General features: G+C 65.9%; 19 protein-coding genes. 13 read left to right on the top strand and 6 right to left on the bottom strand.

The features are described from left to right. Window positions 1-142 precede the first annotated feature (142 nt). A complete protein-coding gene (locus AC1DV8_RS07755; RefSeq protein ID WP_477157053.1) occupies window positions 143-1,528 on the top strand; it encodes an FAD-binding oxidoreductase in 1,386 nt (461 codons plus the stop codon). A gap of 94 nt (window positions 1,529-1,622) precedes the next feature. Next, a complete protein-coding gene (locus tag AC1DV8_RS07760) occupies window positions 1,623-2,579 on the top strand; it encodes a DMT family transporter (protein WP_477149790.1) in 957 nt (318 codons plus the stop codon). Here the strand turns inward: AC1DV8_RS07760 and AC1DV8_RS07765 are convergent. Continuing rightward, complete coding sequence (locus tag AC1DV8_RS07765) at window positions 2,576-3,349, bottom strand: helix-turn-helix domain-containing protein (RefSeq protein ID WP_477157167.1); 774 nt, start codon at window positions 3,347-3,349, stop codon at window positions 2,576-2,578. The genes AC1DV8_RS07760 and AC1DV8_RS07765 overlap by 4 nt on opposite strands. A 154-nt stretch (window positions 3,350-3,503) precedes the next feature. On the opposite strand from AC1DV8_RS07765, the gene AC1DV8_RS07770 reads away from it, so the two are divergent. Continuing rightward, a complete protein-coding gene (locus AC1DV8_RS07770; protein ID WP_477157054.1) occupies window positions 3,504-3,884 on the top strand; it encodes a hypothetical protein in 381 nt (126 codons plus the stop codon). A gap of 57 nt (window positions 3,885-3,941) precedes the next feature. Here the strand turns inward: AC1DV8_RS07770 and AC1DV8_RS07775 are convergent, their stop codons facing one another. Then, window positions 3,942-4,847 (bottom strand): LysR family transcriptional regulator, encoded by a 906-nt coding sequence (locus AC1DV8_RS07775; protein ID WP_477157055.1) that lies wholly within the window; start codon window positions 4,845-4,847, stop codon window positions 3,942-3,944. Window positions 4,848-4,954: 107 nt separating this feature from the next. Between AC1DV8_RS07775 and AC1DV8_RS07780 the strand changes: the two genes are divergently transcribed. Further along, the gene (locus AC1DV8_RS07780; protein ID WP_477157056.1) at window positions 4,955-5,452 is read left to right on the top strand and encodes a cupin domain-containing protein; all 498 of its coding nucleotides are present in this window, start codon (window positions 4,955-4,957) and stop codon (window positions 5,450-5,452) included. Between the two features lie 269 nt (window positions 5,453-5,721). Continuing rightward, on the top strand, window positions 5,722-6,885 hold the full coding sequence (locus tag AC1DV8_RS07785; RefSeq protein WP_477157057.1) for an epoxide hydrolase family protein: 1,164 nt from the start codon (window positions 5,722-5,724) through the stop codon (window positions 6,883-6,885). A 36-nt stretch (window positions 6,886-6,921) separates the two neighbouring features. Here AC1DV8_RS07785 and serA read toward each other — a convergent pair whose 3' ends face one another. From serA to dld, 3 genes are all read right to left on the bottom strand, one after another. After that, the gene (serA, locus tag AC1DV8_RS07790) at window positions 6,922-8,508 is read right to left on the bottom strand and encodes a phosphoglycerate dehydrogenase (RefSeq protein ID WP_477157058.1); all 1,587 of its coding nucleotides are present in this window, start codon (window positions 8,506-8,508) and stop codon (window positions 6,922-6,924) included. 101 nt (window positions 8,509-8,609) lie between these two features. Further along, window positions 8,610-9,794, bottom strand: coding sequence for a phosphoserine transaminase (locus AC1DV8_RS07795; protein WP_477157059.1), 1,185 nt, complete (start codon window positions 9,792-9,794; stop codon window positions 8,610-8,612). Window positions 9,795-9,931: 137 nt separating this feature from the next. Continuing rightward, window positions 9,932-11,641 carry a D-lactate dehydrogenase gene (dld, locus tag AC1DV8_RS07800; protein ID WP_477157060.1) on the bottom strand — a complete coding sequence of 570 codons (1,710 nt, stop codon included), beginning with the start codon at window positions 11,639-11,641 and terminating at the stop codon, window positions 9,932-9,934. Between the two features lie 140 nt (window positions 11,642-11,781). On the opposite strand from dld, the gene AC1DV8_RS07805 reads away from it, so the two are divergent. From AC1DV8_RS07805 to AC1DV8_RS07815, 3 genes are all read left to right on the top strand, one after another. Continuing rightward, complete coding sequence (locus tag AC1DV8_RS07805; RefSeq protein ID WP_477149799.1) at window positions 11,782-12,447, top strand: GntR family transcriptional regulator; 666 nt, start codon at window positions 11,782-11,784, stop codon at window positions 12,445-12,447. An 83-nt stretch (window positions 12,448-12,530) separates the two neighbouring features. Beyond that, window positions 12,531-13,115, top strand: a complete 585-nt coding sequence (locus tag AC1DV8_RS07810) for a biotin transporter BioY (RefSeq protein ID WP_477149800.1) — start codon at window positions 12,531-12,533, stop codon at window positions 13,113-13,115. Next, entirely contained in the window at window positions 13,112-13,543 is a 432-nt protein-coding gene (locus AC1DV8_RS07815) for a DUF1284 domain-containing protein (RefSeq protein WP_477157061.1), read from the top strand. The genes AC1DV8_RS07810 and AC1DV8_RS07815 overlap by 4 nt, the downstream gene beginning before the upstream one ends. Window positions 13,544-13,840: 297 nt before the next feature. Here AC1DV8_RS07815 and AC1DV8_RS07820 read toward each other — a convergent pair whose 3' ends face one another. Further along, complete coding sequence (locus tag AC1DV8_RS07820; protein ID WP_477149802.1) at window positions 13,841-14,308, bottom strand: Ros/MucR family transcriptional regulator; 468 nt, start codon at window positions 14,306-14,308, stop codon at window positions 13,841-13,843. 402 nt (window positions 14,309-14,710) lie between these two features. Between AC1DV8_RS07820 and AC1DV8_RS07825 the strand changes: the two genes are divergently transcribed. From AC1DV8_RS07825 to AC1DV8_RS07845, 5 genes are all read left to right on the top strand, one after another. Further along, window positions 14,711-16,474 carry a BTAD domain-containing putative transcriptional regulator gene (locus AC1DV8_RS07825; RefSeq protein ID WP_477149803.1) on the top strand — a complete coding sequence of 588 codons (1,764 nt, stop codon included), beginning with the start codon at window positions 14,711-14,713 and terminating at the stop codon, window positions 16,472-16,474. 19 nt (window positions 16,475-16,493) lie between these two features. Continuing rightward, complete coding sequence (locus AC1DV8_RS07830) at window positions 16,494-16,712, top strand: hypothetical protein (RefSeq protein ID WP_477149804.1); 219 nt, start codon at window positions 16,494-16,496, stop codon at window positions 16,710-16,712. Window positions 16,713-16,784: 72 nt separating this feature from the next. After that, window positions 16,785-17,921, top strand: coding sequence for a YcaO-like family protein (locus tag AC1DV8_RS07835; protein WP_477157062.1), 1,137 nt, complete (start codon window positions 16,785-16,787; stop codon window positions 17,919-17,921). Further along, window positions 17,918-18,610 carry a TfuA-like protein gene (locus tag AC1DV8_RS07840; RefSeq protein ID WP_477157063.1) on the top strand — a complete coding sequence of 231 codons (693 nt, stop codon included), beginning with the start codon at window positions 17,918-17,920 and terminating at the stop codon, window positions 18,608-18,610. Before AC1DV8_RS07835 ends, AC1DV8_RS07840 begins: the two co-directional genes overlap by 4 nt. A 37-nt stretch (window positions 18,611-18,647) precedes the next feature. After that, window positions 18,648-19,784 (top strand): hypothetical protein, encoded by a 1,137-nt coding sequence (locus AC1DV8_RS07845; RefSeq protein WP_477157064.1) that lies wholly within the window; start codon window positions 18,648-18,650, stop codon window positions 19,782-19,784. Window positions 19,785-19,831 lie beyond the last annotated feature (47 nt).

The following is a 19,831-nucleotide window of genomic DNA, read 5'->3' on the forward strand; positions in this document are numbered from 1 at the left end:
GCCGCTCGCGCCCGGGTGTCCCAGCGCATCCGGGCGCGCCGAACATTCCTGATCCGGCGCTGAGCGGCGCATTCATTTGCCGTTCAATCCGCCGCCCCTAGAGGCCTGCGCTCCAACGCAAACCTCAGCGAGATTTCAGGGAATGGACAAACGCTTTCCGCTCGAAGACCAGATCGACATGCTGGCTTCGAGCCTGCGCGGCCGGGTGATCACAGCCCGCGAAGCCGCCTATGACGAGGTGCGCACCGTCGCCCTCGGTAACTTCGACCGGCGCCCGGCGGCGGTGATCCGTGTCGCCAACGTTGCGGACGTGGCGGCAGTGATCAACTTCGCCCGCGCCACCGATCTCGAGCTGGCGGTTCGCAGCGGCGGCCACAGCGTCGGTGGCCATAGCGGCACCGATGGCGGGCTGGTCATCGACCTGCGCGACCTCAACGGCATCGAGGTCGACGCCGAGACGAGCACCGTCTGGGCGGGCACCGGTCTCACTTCGGGCGAAGTAACCCGTGCCGTCGAGCAGCACGGCCTGATCGTCGGCTTCGGCGATTCCGGCACCGTCGGCATCGGTGGCCTGACGCTCGGCGGCGGCATCGGCTACATGGTGCGCAAGCACGGCCTCACCATCGACTCCCTGCTGGCGGCCGAAGTGGTGACGGCGTCCGGCGACATCCTGATCGCCGACGAGACCAACCACCCCGACCTGTTCTGGGCGCTGCGTGGCGGCGGCGGCAATTTCGGCGTGGTGACGCGGCTGAAGTTCAAGCTCAACCCGCTCCCGTCCTTCGTCGGCGGTCCGCTTGTGCTGCCGGCGTCGGCCGAGAACGTCGCGAAGTTCGCGGCGCTGGCCGATGCTGCACCGGATGCGCTTTCCACCATCGCCATGGTGATGCCCGTCCCACCGGTGCCGTTCGTGCCGGCCGAATACCATGGCAAGCTGGCGCTAATCGGCATGATGGCCTTCTCGGGCACGCCCGAAGCCGCGGCGCTCGCCCTGGCGCCGTTCCGCGCCATCGCTGCGCCGATCGCCGACCTGGTGCGGCCGGCGCCCTACTCCAGCATGTACGCCATGGATCCGCCGCCCGAGATGCGCCCGGCGGTGTCGTGTCGCTCGCGCTTCGTCGATCATGTCAGCGTCGAGACCGGCGCAAAGATGCTGGCGGCGCTCGAGGCCTGTCCGAGCCCGATGAAGATGGGCCAGATCCGCGTCCTCGGCGGCGCATATTCGCGGGTCGCCACCGAGGCGACGGCCTTCGCGCACCGGCGGAGCAAGATCATGGTGGCCTTCCTCGCCATGTATGAGGGCGGCGCCGACGTCACGGCCCACTTCGACCGCTGGGCAACCGACGCCATCGGCACCGTGCAGCAGGACAACTCCGTCGCCTACGTCAACTTCCTCGGCATCGAGGGCGGCGAAGGCCTGCGCGCGGCCTATCCCGGCTCGACCTGGGACCGGCTGCGGAAGATCAAGGCCAAGTATGACCCTGAGAACCTGTTCCGGCTCAATCAGAACATCCCGCCGGCCGCCTGACGGGCTGGCGCGACGCACCAAGGCTGACTAAGTTCGCGCCTTCTTCGGCCGCCGCCCACCAGGTGGCGGCCGATGCCCGAACCAGACGGCCCATATGACCAACTCTTCTGCCACGACCGGCGCCCGGGCGTTCCACGCCCTGATGGATCGCCCCTACCTGATCCTCGTCCTCACCACGCTGTTCTGGGGTGGTAATGTCGTGGCCGGCAAGCTTGCCGTCGGCCACATCGATGCGCACTCGCTGATGATCCTGCGCTGGACTGGCGCGCTGCTGCTGGTGCTGCCCTTTGCCATCGGCCCGCTCAAGCGCGACTGGCCGGTGATCCGCGCCAAGTGGTGGCTCTATCTGTTCTATGGCGCTGTCGGCTTCGCCACTTTCAACGTGCTGGTCTACGTGGCCGCCTACTACACCTCGGGCGTCAACACCTCGCTCGAGCAGGTGGCGGTCAACATCTTCGTCATCATCCTCAACTTCGCGCTGTTCCGCACCCGGGTGCGCAGCCTGCAATTGCTCGGCGTGCTGATCACCATCCTCGGCGTCGCGATCATCGCCACCCACGGCGACCTCGCCCGCATCCTGAAGCTGGAAGTGAACTTCGGCGACCTACTGGTGATCCTCGCCTGCTTCGCCTACGCCATCTATTCGATCGCGCTGCGCTGGCGCCCGCAGACCCACTGGCTGAGTTTCCTCGCCGCCACCTGCACCGGCGCCATCATCGCCTCGCTCGTCTACCAGGCCACCCTCGGCAACGGCACCGCGGCTCTCCCCGCCAACCTCGCCGCCATCGACATGCAGGGCTGGCTGATCGCCGCCTACACGGTGATCTTCCCCTCGGTGATCTCGCAATTGCTCTACGTCCGCGGCGTCGAACTCATCGGCTCCAACCGCGCCAGCCTGTTCGTCAACCTGATCCCGCTGTTCGGCACCGTGGGCTCGGTGATCGTGCTGGGTGAAGCATTGCAGCCGTTCCATCTCGTCGCGGCGGTACTGGTGGCCGCTGGCATCGTGCTGGCCGAGTTCTCCGCGCGCCGGGGTCAACCGGCCGCCTAGCCGTTCGCCAGCGAGGCCAACAGCGCCGCCGTCTCGGCATCCGCCGGGAGGAACGCCTCGATCACCAGTTCGCTGAGGGTGATCTCGGTGGGCGTGCCGAACACCGTGGTGGTGGAGATGAAGCTGGCGACGGCGTCGCCGAAGCGCATCTTCATCGGCACGAATACGCCGCCATGCTCGTCGCGACCTTCGTGGCCGGCGGGGATGCCGGTGATCTCGCGCAGCTCTTCGAGCAGGTCGGCGATGACGGGATCGCCGCTGGCTTCGAGCTGGGCGGCGACCCGGCGCAGGATGTCGCGGGCCCATTCGTCGTGGTTGACGATCAGCTTTCCCAGCCCCTCCGGGTGGAGGCTGAGGCGAAGCACGTTGATTGGCTCCTGCAGCAGCTCGGGATTGGTGACCTGAGCCAGGAACGGCGCCGCGGCGGCATTGGCCGACACCAGGTTCCAGCCCCGGTCGACGGCGATCGCGAGGTATGGCTCGTAGGCCTTGAGCACCAGATCCACCGCAGCGCGCGCCGGCGCCAGATCTGGGTGATCGAGCCGCCGCTCCGGGTAGACCGGCGCGTAGCCCGCTGCCAGCAGCATCAGGTTGCGTATCCGCAGCGGCACGCCGAGGCCGGACGCGATGCGCAACACCACCTCGCGGCTCGGGCTCGAGCGGCCGCTTTCGATGAAGCTGAGGTGTTTCTGGCTGAGCTCGATCTCGAGCGAGAGCGCCAGCTGGCTGAAGCGCCGATGCTGCCGCCAGTCGCGGATGTAGTCACCGATGGAACGGTCGGAGGCCGTGGCTTGTGCGTGTGGTCATGTCCAGGACCCTACCCGGTCGCGTCGTCGGTTCAATTACCTCTGCGTTAGTTGAGATGAGGAAGCGGGAGGTAGAAATATGTCGCCGTCACTCACGAACCCCGACGGAGAAACCGAAATGAACTTCATCCGCTTTGCCCTCGTTGCTGATGCCGTTGCGACCGTTGCCACCGGCGCACTGCTTGCCGTCGGCGGCAGCCTTCTCGCCGACCTGACCGGCCTGCCGGCAACCGCGACGCTGCCGCTCGGCCTGTTCCTCATCGCCTTTGCCGCGTTCGTCGGCTGGGTCGGCATGCAGCAGCAGACGCCGCGCAGTGCCGCGATGCTGATCGTCATTGTCAACGCCGCGTGGGTCGTCGGCAGCGTCATCATGCTGCTCGCCGGCACGTTCCCCCTGACCCTCCTCGGCGTGGCTTTCGTCATCGCCCAGGCTGTCGCGGTTGCGGCGCTAGCCGCCCTCCAGTGGATCGGCCTTGGCCGGGCTCGCGCCCTCGCCTAAGGATTGCGGGCCAGCAAAACCGTCCTCGCGGGTGCACCGCGAGGGCGGTTCTCGCCGCTAGTGCCAATCCCGGTCTCCCGGAGACGGCCGGCGCGACAATCTTGGCCCGAGCGAGACGATGAAATCGGCGACCGCCCGCACCCGGGCGGTCCGCGCCAGGTCGCGGTGCATCACCAGCCAGGCATCGATCGAGATCACCTGTTCGGGCGGCACCACGCAAACGAGGCCCTGATCGCCGTCGGCGCCGAAGCACGGCAGAATGGCGAGGCCCAGGCCGGCTCGGCAGGCATCGAACAACAGTCGCGTCGTGTTGACGCGCAGCGCAATGTGCGCGCCGGCCGCATGCTCGGCCAGCCAGGCCCCACCCCGAAGGTTGGCCATCTCCTCGATCCACGAGATGATCTCGACCTTGCGGAAATCCACCGCACCCTCTTCCAGGTGCCTCGAAACGACATAGCCAGGCGAAGCGTAGACCGCGAGATCGGCCGCCCCCACCCGGCGCATCAGCAGTTCCCCCTTGTCCGGCCGTACCGTCCGCAGCGCCAGGTCGGCATCGCGGCGCGTCAGGCTCGAGAGGTCAAGGCGCGCCAGTACCTCGAGCGAGATCAGGGGATGGTAGCTGCAAAAGCTGGGCAGGGCCGGCACGATCACCATCGTCGCGAGATCTTCGGTGGTGGCGACCCGCACCCGACCCGCGAGCCGCTGGTCAGCGCCCATGGTCTCGCGTTCCAGTGACAGCACCGCCTCTTCGGCCTCTTCCGCCTTGGCGAGGACAGCGGTGCCGGTTTCGGTCAAGAGGTAGCCAGTGGACCGGCGCTCGAACAGCTGTGCGCCGAGCTTCTCCTCGAGCGCCTCGACATGTCGGCCGACCGTCGCCGCACTGCTCTTGAGGGCCCGGGCCGCATCGGTGAGGCTGCCGGTGCGCGCCACGGCGAGAAAGTGCCGGAGATCATCCCATTCCATGGCAACCCCAGAAATGAAAAACGGCCTATCAGTCTTTGCTGTAGCACGTGAGCGGACCGCGGCGCGAATGTGGCGATGGCAATAACTTCAACGCCAGGGAGGTCTGAATGCAGGTGGTACGCGAACAATCGAATGACGTGATGCTCAAGCCGAAGTTCCTGACACCGGAGGCGGGGCTGCGGCTGCAGTCGGGGCCCGGGCGCGATCTCATCTTCAAGGTGACCGGCGAAGACACCGCCGGAAAGTTCGACTACTTCGTCGTCGAGGTGGCGCCCCATGGCGGCCCGCCGCTGCACGTCCATCATCTGCAGGAGGAAACGCTGCAGGTGCTGAAGGGGCGTTTCAAGGTGCGCTGCGGCGATCAGACCGAGATCGTCGACGAAGGCGGTTTCGTCTATCTGCCCGCCGGCGTGCCGCACGCCTTCCTCAACCTCACCGACGAGCCGGCGGAGGTGCTGGTGGTCTACGTGCCTGGCGGCGGCCACAAGTTCTACGAGGAACTGGGCCCCGTGGCGCGTGCCGCAAATCCCGACCGGGCGGCTATCGCGGCCGTGTTCACCCGCCACGGCATGACCTTGCTCGGGCCGCCGCTGAGCCGCGACTGACCAACAGGCGAGGCGCTGCAAACGTCCCCGTGGGAGACCGCGGGGACATTGCATTTTGGGTCGAAGATTGGCCGGTCCCGGCGCTGCTGACAGGCTCTGTCAGCAGCGCTGGCGCAATGTTCTGGGGCCGGCAGAGACCGGCACCGAAACAGCGAGGACGACCGAAAATGCCCCTGACCCGTCGATCCCTCATCCAGTCCGCCGTAGCCGCAGCACTCGTGCCGGCGTTCACGGCTATCGCCAATTCAGCCGCCCGAGGAGAGACCGCCATGTCTACCGCCAAGACGTCCACCGCCAAGCCCCATAAGATCGCCATCGCCGACGCCGACATCGCTGACCTCAAGAACCGCCTGCGCAGCGCCCGCTGGCCGGTAGAAGTCGCCCCCGACACCTGGGAACGCGGCATTCCCGGCGGCTATCTCCGCCAGCTCGCCGAACGCTGGGAGGCCTTCGACTGGCGCGCCAAAGAGGCGGAGCTCAATCAGTACGACCAGGTGATGCTCGAGTTCGAGGGCGAGCAGATCCACGCCTTCCACATCCGCTCGAAGCACGCCAATGCGACCCCGCTGGTGCTGTGCCACGGCTGGCCGAGTTCGGGCATCGAGTACCTGAAGCTGGTCGAGCCGCTGACCAATCCGACGGACGGCAAGGACGCCTTCCACCTGGTGATCCCGACCGCTCCCGGCTTCGGCCTATCCCCTGCCCCGCGCCAGCCCGGCTGGACCGCCGGCAAGACGGCAGCAGCCATCGCCGAACTGCTCAACCAGTTCGGCTACGATCGCTTCGCCATCCATGGCACCGATATGGGCTCGGACGTGGCGGCACAGCTTGATGTGCTGACCAATGGCCGCGCCATCGGCCTCCACCTCGGCACCGATCTCGACAGCGTCATAGCCGTCGCCTCGTTCATGGGCGGCGACTTGAGCCAGAACCCGGCGCTTTCCGACGAGCAGAAGCAGCGGGCCGGCGCTCTGCTTGCGAAAGTCGCCGATCGCAACGGCTACATCGCCATCCAGTCGACCCGCCCCAAGACGCTCGGCTACGCCCTCAACGACTCGCCCATCGGCCAACTGGCCTGGATCGCCGAGAAGTTCGAGGCGTGGACCAACCCGAACAAGACGACGATCGAGGACGCGGTCGATATCGACCAGTTCCTGACCAATGTGAGCCTCTACTGGTTCGGCGGTGGCGGTTCCGCCTCGGCGAATGCGTTGTGGGAGGCGTTCAAGGCCATGGGCTGGGCGCCGCCCAGCGCCACGCCGCGCGGTGTCGCCGTGTTCAACGCCAGCGACCTGGTCCGCCCGCTGTTCGACCCGCAGCACCAGATCGGCCACTGGGGCGAGTTCGCCGAAGGCGGGCACTTCCCGGCAATGGAAGAGCCGGCCCTGCTGGCCGGCGACCTGCAGAAATTCTTCCGCCCGCTGCGGGGCTGAAACAAGAAGGCGGGCACTGGGCCCGGCCTTTCGTTCTTACTGGAAGGCCAGAGCCTTGGCCTGCTTGACGCCGGGCAAACCGGCAATTTCGCTGAGCTGCTCGGCGGTCACCGAACCATCGATCGACAGGAGCGCGATGGCATCGCCACCCACCTCGGCGCGGCCGAGGTTGAAGTTGGCGATGTTGATGCCGAGGTTGCCGAGCAGCGTGCCGAGGCGGCCGATATGGCCCGGCTTATCCTCGTTGGTGACGTAGAGCATCGCCGGGGTCAGCTCGGCGTCCATGTTGATGCCCTTGACCTGGATGATGCGCGGCTTGCCGTTGGCGAAGATGGTGCCGGCCAAGCCCCGTTCCTGCCGCTCGGTGATCACCGTGAGTCGGATGTAGCCCTCATAAGCGCCCTGCTGGTCGCGGGTGATGATCTCGACATTGATGCCGCGATCCTTGGCGATCTGCGGGGCCGAAACCATGTTCACCTCGGCCACCTGCGGCTTCAGCACACCGTTGATCGCGGCTGCGGTCATCGGCTTGGTGTTGAGCGCGGCGACATTGCCCTCGTACTCGATGCGGATGCCCTTGATCGAGGTCTCGGTCAGCTGGCCGGCGAACGAGCCCAGCGCTTCGGCGAGCTTGATCCACGGAGTGAGGCGCGGCGCTTCCTCGGCGGTGATCGAGGGGAAGTTCAGCGCGTTGGCGATCTCGCCGGTGTTGAGGTAGGCCGAGATCTGCTCGGCCACCTGCAACGCCACGTTCTCCTGCGCTTCGGTGGTCGAGGCGCCGAGGTGCGGGGTGGCGATGAAATTGTCCAGCTCGAACAGCGGGTTGTTCTGCGCCGGCTCCTCGACGAACACGTCGAATGCGGCGCCGGCGACCTTGCCCGACTTCAGCGCATCGTAGAGCGCCGCCTCGTCGACGAGACCGCCGCGGGCGCAGTTGACGATGCGGACGCCGGGCTTCATCTTCTCAATCGCCGCGGCGTCGATGATGTTGCGGGTGGCATCGATCAGCGGCGTGTGCAGCGTGATGAAATCGGCGCGCTTCAGCAGCTCGTCGAGCTCCACCTTTTCGACGCCGATCGCCTGGGCGCGCTCGGGCGTCAGGAACGGATCGAACGCCACGACCTTCATCTTGAGGCCCTGCGCACGGTCGGCAACGATCGAGCCGATATTGCCGGCGCCGATGAGGCCGAGGGTCTTGCTGGTGACTTCGACGCCCATGAAGCGGTTCTTCTCCCACTTCGAAGCCTTGGTCGAGGCGTCGGCTTCGGGGAGCTGGCGGGCGAGTGCGAACATCATGGCGATGGCGTGCTCGGCAGTGGTGATCGAGTTGCCGAACGGGGTGTTCATCACGATGATGCCGGCCTTGGTGGCGGCGGGGATATCGACGTTGTCGACGCCGATGCCGGCGCGGCCGATCACCTTCAAGTTCTTGGCGGCGCTGAGGATTTTCTCGGTGACCTTGGTCGCCGAGCGGATCGCGAGGCCGTCATACTGGCCGATCACCTCGAACAGCTTGTCCTTGTCCTTGCCGAGATCGGGCAGGTAATCGACGTCGATATTGTTGTCCTTGAAGATCTGGACGGCCGTCTTCGACAGCTTGTCCGAAACGAGAACCTTGGGCATGTCGCCCTCCTCTTGCCGCGGGAATGCCACGCGGATGAATGGAAATCGATGGAAAGGACCGCCCCTGTTCCAGGGAAAGGAGCGGTGAAGCTCGTGAACTTCTAGGCTGCTGCCTTGGAAAGTGCGGCCTTCTCCGTCGCGAAGGCGAAATCGAGCCACGGCGTCAGTGCCGCGAGGCTATCGGCATCGACGGTCGAGCCGGCCCAGATGCGCAGACCGGTCGGGGCATCGCGATAGCCGCCGATGTCGTAGGCGACGCCGGCCTTGTCGAGCCGCGAAACGATCGCCTTGGCGAAGGCCGCCTGCGCATCCTCGGAAAGCGCCGTGATCTCCGGATCGGAGATGACGAGGCAGACCGAAGTGTTCGAGCGCTCGGCTTCGTTCCTGGCGAGGAAATCGACCCACGGGGTCTTCGCCACCCAGTCGTTCAACACCTTGAAGTTGGCGTTGGCGCGCGCCTGCATGCCCTTGAGGCCGCCAACCGTCTTGCCCCACTCCATCGCGTCCACCGCGTCCTCGATGCAGAGCATCGACACCGTGTTGATGGTGGCGCCCTCGAAGATATCGGCCATGAGCTTGCCGCCCTTGGTCATGCGGAAGATCTTGGGCAGCGGGCGATCCGGCTTGAAGGTCTCGAGCCGCTCAACGGCGCGGGGCGAAAGGATCAGGATGCCGTGCGCGGCTTCACCGCCGAGCGCCTTCTGCCACGAGAAGGTGACTACATCGAGCTTTGCGAAGTCGAGATTCTGCGCGAAGGCGGCCGAGGTTGCGTCGCAGATGGTGAGGCCCTTGCGGTCGGCCGGGATCCAGTCGGCGTTCGGGACGCGGACGCCCGAGGTGGTGCCGTTCCAGGTGAAGACGACGTCGTTGTCGAAGTTGACGGTCTTGAGGTCCGGCAGCTCGCCATACGGCGCCTTCAGCACGCGGACATTATCGAGCTTCAGCTGCTTCTGGACGTCGGTGACCCAGCCTTCGCCGAACGACTCCCAGGCCAGCATGTCGACACCGCGAGCGCCGAGCATCGACCACAGCGCCATTTCGACGGCGCCGGTATCGGAAGCGGGGACGATGCCGATCAGGTAGTCGGCGGGCACTTCGAGCAGCTCGCGGGTCAAGGCGATAGCCTTCTCGATGCGCGCCTTGGCGGGCTTGGCCCGGTGCGAGCGGCCGACGAGCGCGTCGGCAAGCACGTTCACCGTCCAGCCAGGACGTTTGGCACAGGGGCCCGACGAAAAATTGGGGTTAGCCGGTTTCACTGCCGGCGCAGTCAGGGGCAAATCAGCCATGGCGACCCTCCCAGGTCGAAAGCCTCACGTTAGGGTGAGGTGTCCTGGAACGGGCAGATACTCCTCATGACGGGAGCGCGTCAAGCGTCCAAAAGTCTGGTGGTGATACCGAGCAATGCAGACGGCCTGACCTCGCGCTACGCCCAATCCTTGAGCTTCGAGGTCTGCCCGATACCCGGGTTCATCGAGTTCGTCGGGTCGAGCGAGCGGTAGAAATCGGCCAGCACGGGCTTGGCGGTGTAGAGGTGGCCGACATTGTGCTCGGAGGGGAACTCGATGCCGCGGCCGTTGAGGTGGGCGATAATCTTGTGCTCGAGCGCCAGCCAGTCGGTGCCCTTTTTCACTGCGTAGTCGTAGTGGAACACCTGGCAGAAGAAGTGGCCGCAGGGGATGCGGCGCACGATGCTGTCCTCGATGCCCTCGGGCAGCGTCTCGCGCCAATCGATGGTGTTGCGCGGCAGGGCCAGGTCGAGCGCAACGATGTTTTCGACCGTATCGGGATTGACGGCGCGGAAGCGGACCGAGCCGCCGCCGACCGCGTAGCGGTTGCGGAAGGCTGCGGCCGCCTCCTCATCGTCGCACTCGAAGAAGTCGCCATCCGCCGTGGGGAAGATCGACGTGAGATAGGCGCGCGCCTCCTCGATCCCCTCGCCGTCCATGCGCAGCAGCAGGTGGTGCTGGTAGCGGTCGCGGAAGGCGTTCATCCGCACCGGCAGATGGTTGGGCAGCAAGCCGGTGATCACCTGCAGCAGCCGGTCCGACAGGTTGGTGCCCAGGCCCAGCCGGCCGGTGATCGCGTCGAACCGGCTCTTCAGCGCGAAGGCGGTCGGAATGCGCTCGGTACCGGCATATTTGATCAGCAGGTAGAGGTCCTTGCCGTATTTCTCAGCCAGCGCGTAGGCGTCCTGGTGCAGGTATTCGCCCGCCACAGGCAGCGCCTTGAACTGGCTGAGGATGTGCCGGCGGATATTGGTCAGCTCCATGAAGTCGTTGGAGCCGACGTAGAACACCTTCGACGGACCGGAACTCGGAAAGGTGTCGAGCCGGACCGCGAAGATGCAGAGCTTGCCGGCGCTGCCGGCGGCCTCGTAGAGCAGCCGTGGATCGTTGTTGAAGCGGGCGGGACCCGGCGCCGCGATATCCCGCACCAACGTCGAATAATCGGGGTCGGAGGCGAGCTTGCCAGTGTCGTGCCAGACGTCGGCTTCGGAGTACTTGCCGCTATCCAGCCGCGACAGGATCTCCTCGGGATCGTTGCCGAGTTCGATGCCGAGATGATTGATCAGCGACACGCTGCCGTCTTCGCCGACCCGGGCATAGAGCGCCAGCTGGGTAAAGGCGGGGCCGCGCCGCAGCAGCGCGCCGCCGGAATTGTTGCTGACCCCGCCGACTACTGAGGCGCCGATGGTGGTGGAGCCGATTACCGAATGCGGCTCGCGCCCGAGCGGCCGGATCAGCTTTTCCAGCCGATGCAGCGTCGCGCCGGCGAGGGCGAGCACCTGCTCGCCGCCCTTGAGCAGGTCGATGCGGCCGATTCGCATGGTGTTGATCAGCACGACCTCGCGGTCGTAGTCGTCGCCGAACGGCGTCGAGCCGCCGTTGAGGCCGGTATTGGCCGCCTGCATGATGACGATGCGGCCAGCCTCGATGGTGGCCTTGAACACCCGCCACTGCTCGAGCAGCGTGCCGGGCCGCACTACTGCCAGCACCTTGCCTTCGCCGTACCGATAGCCCTTGCGAAAGCGGCGGGTGCGTCGCGCGTCGGTCAGCACGTAGCTGTCGCCGACAAAGCCGCGCAACTGCGCCAGCAGGGCGTCGCCGGAAATCTGGGTCGGAGAGGTGATCATTGCAGGTCTGTCGCTATTCGTCGGCCGGGCACTTGCATAGGCCGGAACTGCGCCAGCGTCGACGCCAGCTTTCGTCGCGGTTCGTAACCGTCGGGCACGATTGACTAATTGGCCGACGCAGGCGATGAATTATCTATAAAATGACCAGCACAGCCAAAGACGACACCGTTTCGGTGCGGATCAGCAAAATTCTCGCCGAGCGGATCATCGCCGGGGACATCCCGTCCGGCACGCGCTTGCGACAGGACCACATTGCCGAGGAGTTTGGCGCCAGCCATGTGCCGGTGCGCGAGGCGTTCCGGCTGCTCGAGGCGCAAGGGCTGGCGGTGAGCGAGCCGCGCCGCGGGGTGCGGGTTGCCGGCTTCAGCCTCGACGAAGTGCGCGAGGTGGCCGAAATGCGCGCCGCGCTCGAAGTGCTGGCGCTGCGCTATGCCAGTCCGCACTTGACCAAGGCCATCCTCGACGAGGCCGAGAGCGTCACCAAGGCTGGCGACAGGGCAAGCGACGTACAGGCCTGGGAGGAGGCGAATCGCGCCTTTCATCGGCTGATCATCGCGCCTTGCGGTATGCCGCGCCTGCTCAAGAGTATCGATGATCTGCACAGCGCCAGTGCCCGCTTCCTGTTCTCGGGCTGGCGGGCAGAGTGGGAAGCGCCGACCGATCGGGACCACATGGCGATCCTCGCGGCGTTGCGGGCGGGCGATATCGACACCGCGGCCTCGGTGCTCGCCAGGCACATCCGGTGGAGCGGCCAGGAGCCACGGAAGCCGGGCCAGCGGCCCGCAAAAGCCGCCACCGGGCGATAGCCTCTTGCAAAGCTCCCGCTTCTGTGGACTTCTTTAGCGATAGATATGAAAAATTATCTATAACTCGCGCAAGGAGCTCATTCGTGTCGAACGCCGCCGCCCTCACTCCCGCCTTCAGCCCACTCGATCTGCGAAGCCGCCCACTCGCCTGGCAGGCGGGTGCAGTTGTTCTCGGCACGCTGTTCCTGGCGCTCTCCTCCTATATCGAGGTGCCGATGGTGCCGGTGCCCGTCACGATGCAGACTTTCGCCGTGGCCATGGTCGGCGCGCTGTACGGCTGGCGACTCGGAGCGATCACCATCATCGCCTGGCTCGCCGAAGGCGCCCTCGGACTGCCGGTTCTCGCGGGCGGAGCGTCGGGCGCGCTGCACTTCGTCGGCCCCACCGGCGGCTATCTCTTCGCCTTCCCGGTCGTTGGCGCACTGGTCGGCTGGCTCGCCGAACGCGGCTGGAACGGCCACCGGCCGGTGCTGGCCTTTGTCAGCATGCTGCTGGGCAACCTGCTTTGCCTCGTGCTCGGCGCGGCCTGGCTCGCCACCATCATCGGCGTCGAGGCGGCCTTCACCAGCGGCGTGGCCCCGTTCATTATCGGTGGCGTACTGAAGTCAGTGCTCGGCGCCGCAGTGCTTGCGCTTCTCGCCCGCGGCAAGGTTCGCGCCGCCCAATGACGGTCCGGCTGCGCCCGCATCACCTGCTTTGCCTGCTTACCTACGCAGGCAAAGGCTACAGCGCAGCGTTCACCGCCAATTACGACGCCATCGCCGCTCGGATCGGCGATGGCGAAGACATCACGATCGTCGCGGGGCCGGACGACATCTGCGCCCCGCTACTGGCCGATGCCGATCCGCACTGCCATCGCGACAGCGTCACGGAACGCGACCGGTTGGCGCTCCGCGATGTCGGCGACCTGCTGGCCACACCGCTCGATCTCGGCCATCGCCTGGAACTGAACCCCGCCCTGCTGCTCCAGATGCGCGACGCCTTTTCGGCGGGCCGAACCCGTCAGGCCTGCGCCGGTTGCGAGTGGCACGGGCTCTGCACCACCATCTCGTCCGGCGGCTACGCCGGAACAGCGCTGCCTAACGCCGCCAGCTAGCGCCCCGCCCACCCGCCGGTGATCGATCGCGCGCGCGACTACTCGAGTTTCACTGACTTGCTGCTGAGAACAGGCATAACGGCCACATCACGGCCGGGGGCCTAGTATGGTTAAGCATAGGAAATTCGGGTCCTATGTCCTACTGCTCCCTCCCCCACCAAATGGAGGGGGCAGTTTTTTGAGGCGCCATCCCGGTGGCGCCCGCGATGCCGCGGCCCACCCGCCGCGGCACGCGATCTGCTAGGATAATAAACCGGCGCCAGGCGCGTCGGTTTGGGTGTTCGCTCGTCGATGACGTCAGGAAACGACCTTCGCACGGCCACGAGTGGCCGGCGTTTTGGGCTTGCGGCCGAGGCCAATCGTCTTGGCCAGGCGCGACCGCGCTTCCGAGTAGGTTGGCGCCACCATAGGATAGTCCACCGGAAGACCCCATTTCGCCCGGTATTCCTCGGGCGACATGTCGTATTCGGTCCTGAGATGACGCTTCAACGACTTGAACTTCTTTCCGTCTTCGAGGCAGATCAAGTATTCCGGCGTGATCGATTTCTTGATCGATACCGCCGGCCGAAGTTCGACTGCTGCCTCAGCTTCCACGACACCACCGAGTCCCGACAGCGTTGCATGCACGCTGGCGATCAGCTTGGGAATATCGCTGGCGCTGAGAGCATTGTGACTCACATAAGCGCTGACGATATCGGCGCTCAGTTCGACCAGTTGGGAACTCCTCGCATCTGCCGCAGCCAAGTTCGATGTTCCTGATTCCATTCGTCCCTCGTTATTGTTGCCTAGGTTTCGGGTCCTATATGCGGGAACTGCGGCCCACCCGCCGCGCTTCTCGCAGTTATTGTGCTAGCGCCTTACGCATGGGTAGCTTACTTCAATGCGTTATCTAGCCGTTACGTGGCTACGCTTTGGCCTTTACTTCGTCAAGTAAACTTCCACCACATTCGACGGAACAACTGAGCAATGCCGATCACTTCTATGCGGGAAACGGTCACCCTGCAGCTTTTGGGAACACCGGTCCTCCGTCTTGCGGACGGCTCGGCTGTAAAGCTGCGTCAGAAGGCCTTTGCCTTGGCAGCTCTGCTTTATCTGGACTTTTCCAGCCGCGCGCGACGCTCGGCTTTAGCTGAGCGAGCTTGGGAGAGCAGTACCGCCGAACAGGCGATGACCAATCTCCGCCAGACCCTGTTGCATACGCGCGAACTCGAAGGTCGCTACGGGTTTGAGCTCTTCGACGCCGATGCCACCGAAATCGAGCTCAACCGCGATGTGGTGCTCGATCTGCGCGAAATCGGTCGCGCCCGCGCCGCCGAGGACGGACCGGAGCTGGAGCGGCTGATCGCGCTTTATCGCGGCGAGCTGCTGGCCGGCGTCAGCGGACTGGGCAGCGAGTTCGACCAGTGGCTGGCGCTCGAGCGTACCCGCATCGAAAACCAGTTCGCCAGCCAGGCGACCGAAGCGGCGCTTCGCATCGGTGGCCGTGGCGCGCATTCGGCCCTGTTCCGGCTGGCCGAACGGCTGCCCTATTCCGAAGTGGTTTGCCGCGGCACCATCGAGCTGTTCCGGGCCGAAAACAACGAGAGCGGTGCCCGTGCGGCGTTCGCCGCGTTCCGCAACCGGTTGCGTCACGGCCTCGGGCTGGAACCCGCGGCGGAAACCGCCGAGCTGTTCGATCACGATGAGGACGGTGACGGCCCCGTGCCGGCCCAGCCGCGCAGCATCGAGCGGCGCCCGCTGCCGGCCGACGATACGGCACGACTGAGCTTCGTGCCGCGCGTCGTGCTGCTGCCGCCGCTGCAGGACTTCAAGCAGGCGAGCATTCCCAAGCACCTGGCCCCGGCTTTGGTTGAGGATGTGACCATCGGCCTGTCGCGGCTGAAATCGGTGTCGGTGATCGCCCCGCACACCGCCTGGCAACTCGACCCATTCACCGCGCTTGACGAAGTGCGCGCGCACCAGATCGATTATGCGGTGGAAAGCCGCATCGCCCCGCATTTTGCCAGTGACGGGCTGTCGCTGGCGATCCGCCTGGTACGTGCCGCCGGACGCGAGATCGTCTGGGCCGACAAGTTCGCCTTCACCGCGCTGAAGGCTCCGGAGCACTACTGGGACTTCACCAACGGGGTGGCCCGAGCGCTCGCCGACAGCATCGAGACTGCCGAACTGCAGCGCGAGCGCACCCAGCGCGACGCCAACGCCTACTCCCACTATCTCGCGGGACGGCACAACCTCAGGTCGTTCGACCTGCCCAAGATTCGGCGGGGGCGCAAGTCGCTGCGCATTGCCCGCGATATCGAGCCGGAGCAGGCCTCGATCGAGAGCGCGCTCGCCCGCTCCTACGTGGTCGAGTGGGTGCTACGCTCGGGCTCGGACAAGACCTTGCTCGACAAGGCCAAGCTCCATGCCGAACGCGCCGTGTCGATCGACCCCAACGACGGCACTGCCTATCGCGAACTCGGCCGCGTGGCGCTGTTCGACCGCGATCTCGACCAGAGCCTCGAGCACATGACCAGGGCCGCCCAACTGGCGCCCAATCATGCCGACGTGCTGGCCGACTTTGCCGACACACTTGTCCACAACTCCGACTTCACCGCTGCGCAGGAAAAGATCGAAGCTGCGGTGCGGCTCAACCCGGTGCCTCCGGACGAATACCTATGGACGCTGGGCGGCATCAACTTCTTCCGCGGCCGCTGGGAGGAGGCCCTTGGCCACCTGAACCAGATGCGGAACCCGGAGCCGGCGCTGCGCCTGATGGCAGCTGCGGCGGCCATGGCCGGCCGCATGGACCTGGCCCGGCGCTATCGGTTGCAAGCGCTTAAATTGCAGCCGGATTTCACTACCGCTCGTTGGGTATCACGTATGCCGCAGCGCGATCCTGCTGACGTTGATCTGTATATTGAAGCGTTGCGTAAGGCCGGATTCAAATAGGCCTGTAAGGAGAGTACATATGCGTTACGTGATTATCGGACAGAAAGACGCGTCGCAGCTGCTGGTGGTGGATACTCAGCTGATGACCGTTACCTCGGTCGACCAGTCGACGGTCGTCCCCTCGAACGTTCGCTCGGCGCTCGCTGCGGGCAATACCATCGTCGATGGCATCGATATCGCCGTGGCCGCGGGCCAGCGCGAGGACGGCAGCGCCGTCTGGCACTACCACTCCAAATAAGTCTTGAACTTCGGAGCCAAACTCCGCCCGGCTGCCGTCAGGGCATCGGACGGCGCTAGAAATCCCGCGGCCTTGCTGCGGGATTTGTCTTTCCATTTCGACAAGCTCGGCATCACCCGCCTCGCCCGCCAGACCGGCCTCGATCGGATCGGCATCCCCTGCTACGCCGCCATCCGTCCCAACTCGGCGACCATCGCCAGCCACCAGGGCAAGGGCATCGACGACATCTCGGCGCAGATCTCGGCGGTGATGGAAGCCGCGGAATACGCAATTGCCGAAGCGCCGGAGACAACCCGGCGCACGATGAGCAACGCCGAGGCACGCGCTGCCGGGCACGAGCTGCTCGACGTCTCGCACCTGCTGCCGCGCGACGCGGCGGTCGACGAGAAGCAACCGATCACCTGGGTGGAGGGCTTCGCGCTCGATACCGGGGCACTGGTGCTGGTTCCCTATGACGCCGTGGTGCTCGGCACGCCGCCGCGCGACCTGCCCCGCCTGTCGCAATCGACCAACGGCATCGCTGCCGGCACAAGGCTGTCGGGTGCGCTGCTGCACGCGCTCTGCGAAGTGGTGGAGCGCGACGCGGTGTGCCTCTGGGGCTACAAGTCGGATACGGCGGCCAAGGCGACGGCCGTATCGCCTGCGGCGTTCGGCGATGCCGGGGTCGATGCGCTGACCAAGCAGATCGCCCGCGCCGGCTACCGGCTGCGGCTGTTCGACCAGACCAGCAATATCGGCGTGCCGGTGATCTATGCCGTGCTCTCCCCCCACGACGGCGCCGACAAGCACTTCGACGCCGCGACCGGCGCCAGCTGCCACCCGGTAGCGGCGATCGCCGCCCGTCGCGCCATCGTCGAGGCAGCGCAGACCCGGATCACCAACATTGCCGGGGCGCGCGATGACATCGCCGAGGGCGAATACGAGCTCGAACTGGCGCGCAGCATAGCCGTGCTGACCGAGGAAGCTCCGGCCACCCGGCCCGCCCCGATCGGCCTGCCGGCTGGCACCGGCGAGGACGAATTGATTGCTGCGCTGCAGGCCGGCCTCGCCAGCGCCGGGCTGAAGCGCATCGTCGCCATTCCGCTGGGCGGCGAGAGCATCGGCATCAGCGTGGTGAAGCTCTACGTGCCGGGCCTCGAGGATCGGCTCACCAACCGCAACTGGCGTCCAGGCTCGCGCGCCACTGCTGCCATGCTGGGGTTCCTGTGAAAGTCCTGTTCGCCGGCCCGTCGCTCGCGGGGCAGAGCTATGACAGCACCGGGCTCGATGTCCGCCCGCCGGCGCGGCAGGGCGACCTGCACCGTGCCGTGCTCGATGGCGCCGATGCCATCGGCCTGGTCGATGGGGTGTTCGGCTTCGTGCCCTCGGTCTGGCACAAGGAAATCCTGTTCGCACTGAAGCAGGGTATTCGGGTGCTCGGCGCGGCGTCGATCGGAGCGCTGCGAGCAGGTGAATGCGCCCCGTATGGCATGGAGGCGGTCGGGCCGATCGCCGAGAGCTACGTGAGCGGCGCCCGCATCGAGGATGCCGATGTCTGCCTCGCCCATGCGCCGGCCGAGCTCGACTTCATGCCGCTGAGCGAGCCGCTGGTCGATGTCGAAGCAACGGTCGCGGCGATGGGCGTAACCGGAGTGGAAGCCATAGCGCTGCGCCTGTCGGCGCAATCGATTTATTTCGCCGACCGCACAGTCGAGGCAATCATCGCCGGTGCCGGATTGCCTGCTGAGTTCGCCGACCGCTACCGAGCCAAGCGGGTTCGCGCCAAAACCGCCGACGCACTACTGCTGGTCGAGCGGCTCAAGGCGCTGCTGGCCGGCCGTCGGCCGATACCGGACTGGGCCTTCGTCGAGTCCGAACCGTGGCGCTACTACCTGAAGGGGCTTGCCGCCGGGGCCTGACCGGGCGCTATGCTGCTTTCGGAACCGGAGGCTGCTCATGCATGCGACCATCCGCCGTGCCGTTCTCGTTCTTCTTGCAGCGCTCGCCATCTGCACCGCCACTGCGCGTGCGGAAACGGATCTGAGCCGGGCCGCCGTCGAACAACGCGCCGAAGCCGCCGCCCGCTATCTCGTCGCTGTCGAGGCGGCGGATGGGCGTTTCCTCTACGAGTTCGATTTTCTCCGCTCCCGCTTCCTTACCGCCGATAACGTCGTGCGGCAGGCTGGCGCCGGGTTCGTGCTCAACCAGTTCTATTTCCTCAGCGGCAAGGCCGGCTTTGAGGAGCCGGCGGCCCGTGCCATCGGCTACTATGAGGCTCGCTCGGTCAAGCGCGACGACGGCACGCTGATCTCGGAGGACCTGACACTTGAGGGTGGCCGGGCCGGCGGCACCGCCCTGGCGCTGCTCGCCGAGCTGTTCCATAGCCGTGCCATCGGCCGTGACTTCCGGCCGGACCTTCGCGTGCTCTGGCTGAAGGGTCTCGCCGCCCAGCAACTGGCGGACGGTCGCATCGCGCAGCGTCCTGAGGACAGCAAGGCGGATTCCTATTCGACTGGCGAGACCTGGCTGGCGCTGGCGCACTATGCCGAGCTCGCCCCCGATGCGACCGAGGTGACCGCGATGCTCGATCGGCTCGAGGCTGGCGCCATGTTGAAGTACCTCGAGACGCCCGACACGATGTTCGCCCATTGGGGGCTGATGGCGGCGGCTCAACGCCTCCGCACTACGGGCGACAACCGCTATCGCGACTTCATCGTAAGCTTCGGCGCCAACTACGTGCGCAAGCTGATGCCGGCCAACGACAATCGGATGAACAATTGCGCAGCGCTCGAAGGGCTTGCAGCAGCCTCGTTCGCGCTCGATCAGGCGGGGGACGCAGCATTGGCGGCGGAACTGCGGGGCAAGGTGGAGAGCGAACTGCCATTGGCGCTCGCTCTGCAGTTACCCGACGCCACCCGCCTCGAATTCGGCCCCGGTCACTACTACGAGGACCCCAAGCTCAAGAACTTTGTGGGCGCCTTTCTCAACGGCGCTTATGTTTTGCGAACCCGTATCGACTCTACCCAGCATTGCCTATCCGCCATATTGCTTTATCGCGAAATGACGACCGGCGACACGCTCTGGGAAAAGTGAACAGCTTTAGCTGTTTTTTGGCTATGCGCCTTACGGGACCAGTGCTT

It is taken from the genome of Devosia sp. P3_B2 (genome assembly GCF_056402875.1).

Excerpts from the sequence above, each read along its gene's own strand:
- AC1DV8_RS07770 (WP_477157054.1), top strand. The coding sequence starts at position 3,504 with ATGAACTTCATCCGCTTTGCCCTCGTTGCTGATGCCGTTGCGACCGTT.
- AC1DV8_RS07805 (WP_477149799.1), top strand. The coding sequence starts at position 11,782 with ATGACCAGCACAGCCAAAGACGACACCGTTTCGGTGCGGATCAGCAAA.
- AC1DV8_RS07815 (WP_477157061.1), top strand. The coding sequence starts at position 13,112 with ATGACGGTCCGGCTGCGCCCGCATCACCTGCTTTGCCTGCTTACCTAC.
- AC1DV8_RS07780 (WP_477157056.1), top strand. The coding sequence starts at position 4,955 with ATGCAGGTGGTACGCGAACAATCGAATGACGTGATGCTCAAGCCGAAG.
- AC1DV8_RS07795 (WP_477157059.1), bottom strand. The coding sequence starts at position 9,794 with ATGGCTGATTTGCCCCTGACTGCGCCGGCAGTGAAACCGGCTAACCCC.
- serA (WP_477157058.1), bottom strand. The coding sequence starts at position 8,508 with ATGCCCAAGGTTCTCGTTTCGGACAAGCTGTCGAAGACGGCCGTCCAG.
- AC1DV8_RS07830 (WP_477149804.1), top strand. The coding sequence starts at position 16,494 with ATGCGTTACGTGATTATCGGACAGAAAGACGCGTCGCAGCTGCTGGTG.
- AC1DV8_RS07775 (WP_477157055.1), bottom strand. The coding sequence starts at position 4,847 with ATGGAATGGGATGATCTCCGGCACTTTCTCGCCGTGGCGCGCACCGGC.
- AC1DV8_RS07760 (WP_477149790.1), top strand. The coding sequence starts at position 1,623 with ATGACCAACTCTTCTGCCACGACCGGCGCCCGGGCGTTCCACGCCCTG.
- AC1DV8_RS07820 (WP_477149802.1), bottom strand. The coding sequence starts at position 14,308 with ATGGAATCAGGAACATCGAACTTGGCTGCGGCAGATGCGAGGAGTTCC.
- AC1DV8_RS07755 (WP_477157053.1), top strand. The coding sequence starts at position 143 with ATGGACAAACGCTTTCCGCTCGAAGACCAGATCGACATGCTGGCTTCG.
- AC1DV8_RS07825 (WP_477149803.1), top strand. The coding sequence starts at position 14,711 with ATGACCAATCTCCGCCAGACCCTGTTGCATACGCGCGAACTCGAAGGT.
- AC1DV8_RS07785 (WP_477157057.1), top strand. The coding sequence starts at position 5,722 with ATGTCTACCGCCAAGACGTCCACCGCCAAGCCCCATAAGATCGCCATC.
- dld (WP_477157060.1), bottom strand. The coding sequence starts at position 11,641 with ATGATCACCTCTCCGACCCAGATTTCCGGCGACGCCCTGCTGGCGCAG.
- AC1DV8_RS07845 (WP_477157064.1), top strand. The coding sequence starts at position 18,648 with ATGCATGCGACCATCCGCCGTGCCGTTCTCGTTCTTCTTGCAGCGCTC.